The sequence below is a fragment of the Robinsoniella sp. genome, assembly GCF_034124845.1.
In genome coordinates this window covers 32,931-38,337 of record NZ_JAWYAJ010000539.1, presented here as the reverse complement: position 1 = coordinate 38,337, position 5,407 = coordinate 32,931, and the positions used below count along the sequence as shown (strand labels likewise).

The following is a 5,407-nucleotide window of genomic DNA, read 5'->3' as shown; positions in this document are numbered from 1 at the left end:
AATCAAGCGTAATGAAGAGCACTCAAAAATAAACGGGCAATTAAAAAAACAGGATACCAGAAACAAATTGTCCAGGCTGTATCGATTATAGTTTGAAAATTAACCGGATGTAGTACTAGAAGTGATTCATATTTATTTAAAGGAGGAAAATAATTAACAAAAAATAGGTAAGAAAATTGTGAATAAATGTGATATAAAATTGATGCAAAAGTGATGAAAATTATATATAATATTGATACAGGAACATTTTAAGTAATATTGATGTGGTAATTTAATTTATTAATTATGAAAATAATTAGATTAAAATCACAGAATAAATCATAATAGCAATTATTTTGAAAGGAAATATATTGAAGTATTCATGTGATTCAGAATCTAATTAATTTATTAATAAAACAAAAGGGAGAAAATCGTTATGAATAAGAAACCGTATCTAAAAAGAATAATAGCTATTATGATGTCGCTGTCACTAACTGTCACCTCGTTATCGTTGGAAAGTATGTTTGTTCAGGCAGAAGAAATTCAGCAGGAGAATGTAACAGATGAACAAAACGAAATTTTGGATGAAGAGATTGAAGAGATGTATTCAGAGGAAGTTTTAGAATCATGCACAGAGCAGGATATATTACCGGAAAATGTGACTGCTGACAATAAAATCTCAGAAGAATGTACACAAAACAAAACAATCTATTCTTTAGGTAATGACAAGAAAATGGAAGTGATACATAGTGCTGATGTACGTTACGAGGATGAAAATGGAGAATTAGTTGACTACGATATCAGTTTAGTTCCGGTCGAGGATACAAGAAGTCTCAATGGAAAAAAATTGACAGGCTATACCTATACTAATAGTAAAGGAGATATGAAGCAGTATCTTCCAAATGAGTTGTCGGAAGAGACACCTGTTTTGCTGGAGAAAAAAGGATATTCTATATCGTTTTATCCTATTGTAGATAGAGATGGTGAAGCGGAAATTGGAAATCCATATGATTCAATGAATTTAACAGAAATTGATAATGATAAAAAGCAAAATATTAATCTTCATAAGTCTGAAACAGAAATAGAATCTAATAAAGACACTGATATTTTAGAAGAACAAGAGTCTTCTTCGGATGAAGTTCTTAATGATAATAATATGATGATTGAAAATGGTGATATTTCTATACTTAATGAAACAGAAGAAGATAGTACAAATAAGGAAAATGTGGTTGAGTCAAAGCTTACTAATGATGATAAGGAAATAGTTTGTGATGCTGAACAGTTATCATCTGCAGATAATGTGTTTGAAGGTTCAGAAAATTTCACCAATAATGGAGTAGATAATGAAATAGTTGTTGATGCTTATGGTCAGTCAAATTTATTGCCAACAACAGCCATTTATCAAAGTAGAGACGATAATATAATGCTGGAATATGAATCATGCGATATTGGAATTAAAGAAAATATAATTTTAAATGAGATTCCGGAAAAAAACTGTTTTTCTTTTGCATTTAAAGTCGAAGGGTTGACGATTGTAAAAAATAGCTTTGATGAGGGATTTAGTTTTTTTGATAAAGAAACTGGAGAGTTGGTGGGAGGTATCGATGCTCCTTTTATGAATGATGCAACGAATAATTCATATTCTAATGAAATTATTTGTGATATAGAAGAAAAAGCAGGTGAAGACTCATCTTACATCTTGAATGTAACGGTTAATGAGGAATATTTACATTCTGCCGAGCGATTGTATCCTGTGACAATAGATCCTACCTTGTCGTGGAGAAGTCCCAAGCATGTAAATGATGTATATGTATGCAATGGAAATGCTTATCAAAATATTAATTTTAATGACAGTGGGATTAAATGTTTATCATTAGGTAATAGCGCGCAAGGGATATACAGATCGTATATTGATTTCGGCGATCTTGAAAAAAAGATAAAAGGGTATTATGTAGATAGTGCAACATTATATCTTTACGAAACAGGGCAGTCTGTTAAAGGTGAAACAGTACAGGCATATCGTGTTACGCAAGGGTGGAAAAAAGAAAGTATTACTTGGAATAATAAAGCAAACTATGATACCAAAAAAATTTATAATACCATAAAATCATCTGGAACAATTGGTGCAGAGAGAGCTTTGAATTTAACACAATTTATGCGGGAGATTGCTAATGGCACAAACCGTAATTATGGTATCATGTTAAAAGCAGCTAATGAATCGGGAACGGGAAAATACGTCCAATTTTATAATTCGCATTATGTAACGCTTGACAAAAGACCGAGGCTTAATATTATTTATTATGATCCACCTACAAAAGCAACGACATCTAGCACAAATCCAGTTTATATGAAGCCTGGAACGGCATTTACTGCTTCTTGGGCTGGAATAAATGCTAGATCATTAAATAGGATTGAATACCGTTTAGCAACATATGACGCTTCTAAAAAAGCTGAAATTAAAACTTTAATTCCTTATTCTGCAGGAACCAAGATAGGAAATAAAGCTGCTGGATCAGCTTACATAGGTGCCAGTAAAAGTTGGAAACCGGGATGTTATAAATTTGTCATTAGAGGTGTTGATAATGGAGGAATAGCAGGACCGGGAAAGGGGGCTATTTTTTACATTGACGGGACGGCTCCTACATTAGCAGTAGTTACTATTAATCCTTCTGTTTTTACTTCTAATAGAACACCTGTTTTAAGCTGGAGCGGGGCATCAGATGCTAATTTCTCCAGAGTACAGTATCAAGTAAATTCATCTGCATTTATAGACGCGGGAACAGTGAGCTCAGGAAGTATAAAATTGCCAGAAACATACTTCCCCGCCAGTGGAATTTATAATATTAATGTCAGAGCAGTAGATAAGGCTGGCAATATTAGTCTGGTAAAGACTGTGGCATATAAATTGGATATAACGGCTCCTTCTATTGGTGCAGTAACAATAAATCCTGCGGCAAATAGCTGGACTTCTAATCCAAATCCAGTCATTCAATTCACAAATCTAGTTGAAGCTAATAGTGGAATTGATGCATTAAGCCCACAGTATTGCATGGTTGTTGCAGGGCAGCCAGCCAATAATTATAAAACAGCTTACAAAGTAAACTTATCTTCAAATGTCACTCCCTATGCTGGTTCTTTTTATATGGACAGTATTGATCAGGGAAGACCTGATGGCATCTATAGTATCTATGTTCGGTTTAAAGACAAGGTGGGAAATTACTCAGCAGAAAAAATACTGGCTTATAAAAAAGATAAAGATGTTCCGACAGGTACAATTAGTATATCAATGGACGCTGCTAATTTGTCTAATACAATAAGCGTTACAACAACTCTTGCAGATGCTGGCAGCGGAATAAAAAATAGCAGTCTGCATATAAAGGATTTGTCAGGAAAAATAGTGGACACTATTTATAATAATTATACAACTGCATCTGTGATTAGACCATATGATACGACAAATCTAAAAAATAGCAGCTACATATTTGACTTAAGTATAACAGATAATATAGGGCATACTGCGAATATTAGTAAAAATGTAACAATCAAAAATCCATTAGCATATCCAAGCTTGACGGGAAGTAATAGAAATGATGGCAAAGCAATGATTACTTGGCGGATTAAAGAAGGAAATACGCCTCTAAAGTACATTGAATACCAACTTCCTAATGAAAAGGTATGGAATAGAGGGGAAACATTAACACAAAGTTCAGGAGAATTTATCTGTAATTTGCCCAATGAAGGAAAGTACAAAATAAAAGTTCACGGAATTGATATGGCAGATGTTATCGGAAAGGACAGTGAAATAGATTGTATCTATGATAAGACCAAACCATTTACTGCCATTACGTCTATAGCACAAGGAAATATGCGGGGAACCATAACGGATACGTATTTGCATTCTTGGTATGTAGAAGTGAAAGAACGTGATAAAGCCGATAGCACTTATAGGAAAGTGCTGCAAGGTACGGCTAATATTACATCTAATAGTTTAGGAATTATACCTATTGGGGGGAAGGAATACCTTGCTGGACATACCTATTTATTCCGGTTGACAGCAAGTGACATTGCTGGAAATAAATCAAATACATCTTATGCTTATACAAAACAAGAACAAGATGTAACCGCACAAGAAATACAACCTACAATAAGTATTGCTAAGCCTAAATATGATAGTGTCAAAGGTGAAACCATAACGCTGCCTTTAAATACCAATTATCTTAACTTAGAATCGACTGCGGGTAAATTGCAAAGAAATATAACATGGTTTATCGACAACAACAAAATAAGTAATTTAAACTATCATAGTGGAATCAATAGTATTTTAGATTTTCATAAGATAAAGAAGAATTATAAAGAAAATCAGGAGTATTCTATATACATTATAGAATGTAATGATAATGGATCCGTGCGCTATAATACTTCTATTGTTAAGAATAATATCGCGGAGAATTTATTGTCAGGAACAGGCAAAAAATTATTTACAACGGTATCAAATAATGGACTTTCATTAAATTCCAATGAGACAAGCGGAACTTTTGAAAAAACATTAAAGTTTGATAGCCCAGTTGCAGAGTTTTGTTTGTCAGCAGAGGAACAAATCCCAGAGAATACAAGTATAAAATATTCTATTAACTGTGGGCAAAATTATTGGAAAATAATAACAAGCGGCAGACACTATCGTGTGGCCGAACTTTTTCCAGGTCAAGCTGTTATTACTGACTGTACACTTAAAGTGACTCTGACAAAGCAGGGTGGCGCATCCTCACCTACAACTTCAAATCTTTTGTTTAGAGGGGATACGCTTACAGAAAAAAAATTTAAACTGTCTGAGATGGATAATTATGTACCTACCTCACTATCAGCCATTAGTAAAATAAATTATAAAACTTATCTAAACTGGAACAGGGCACCTGTAAAAGATGTCTCAAATATTGAGAAAGAGGTTGGAGTCACCCTGCCTGACGATATTTTTTATGAAATCTATAGGGCTACAAGTATAGAACTTTTAAAGCAAGAGAAAACACCTGTAATTACAGATGTAAGAGCTGATTATTTTAGCGAGTTAAATATAAATTATGGCGAAAGGTTCTATTATAAGATTCGTGCAGTAAAAAATATTGTGAATAAATTGACGGGGAAATCTGAGAAAATATATAGTGATTTTTCAGAAATTTTATCCACAAAAGTAGTTGATGGAAATGAATATACGAAGTTGCTGGGGATAAAACCATATTTTCAATATACAGATTTTTCGAATCCTAATGGTGATGGTTACATAGAAAAAAGCCAGGGAAATTTTGTTTATTCACAGACTGATGCAGAAATACCAAACGAAAATTTAACAATAGATATAAACCGCACCTATAATAGCCAGGCTAGCTCAACCTCATTACTGGGCTATGGGTGGAACCATATTTATGATGTTGAG

Annotated in this window: 1 protein-coding gene; it reads left to right on the top strand. The window is 33.4% G+C overall.

Annotation, left to right across the window (positions count from 1 at the left end; genetic code table 11):
- Window positions 1-415: 415 nt before the first annotated feature.
- The coding region (locus ACH2DQ_RS26890; RefSeq protein WP_395028676.1) for a DNRLRE domain-containing protein at window positions 416-5,407 on the top strand (4,992 nt) is incomplete at its 3' end.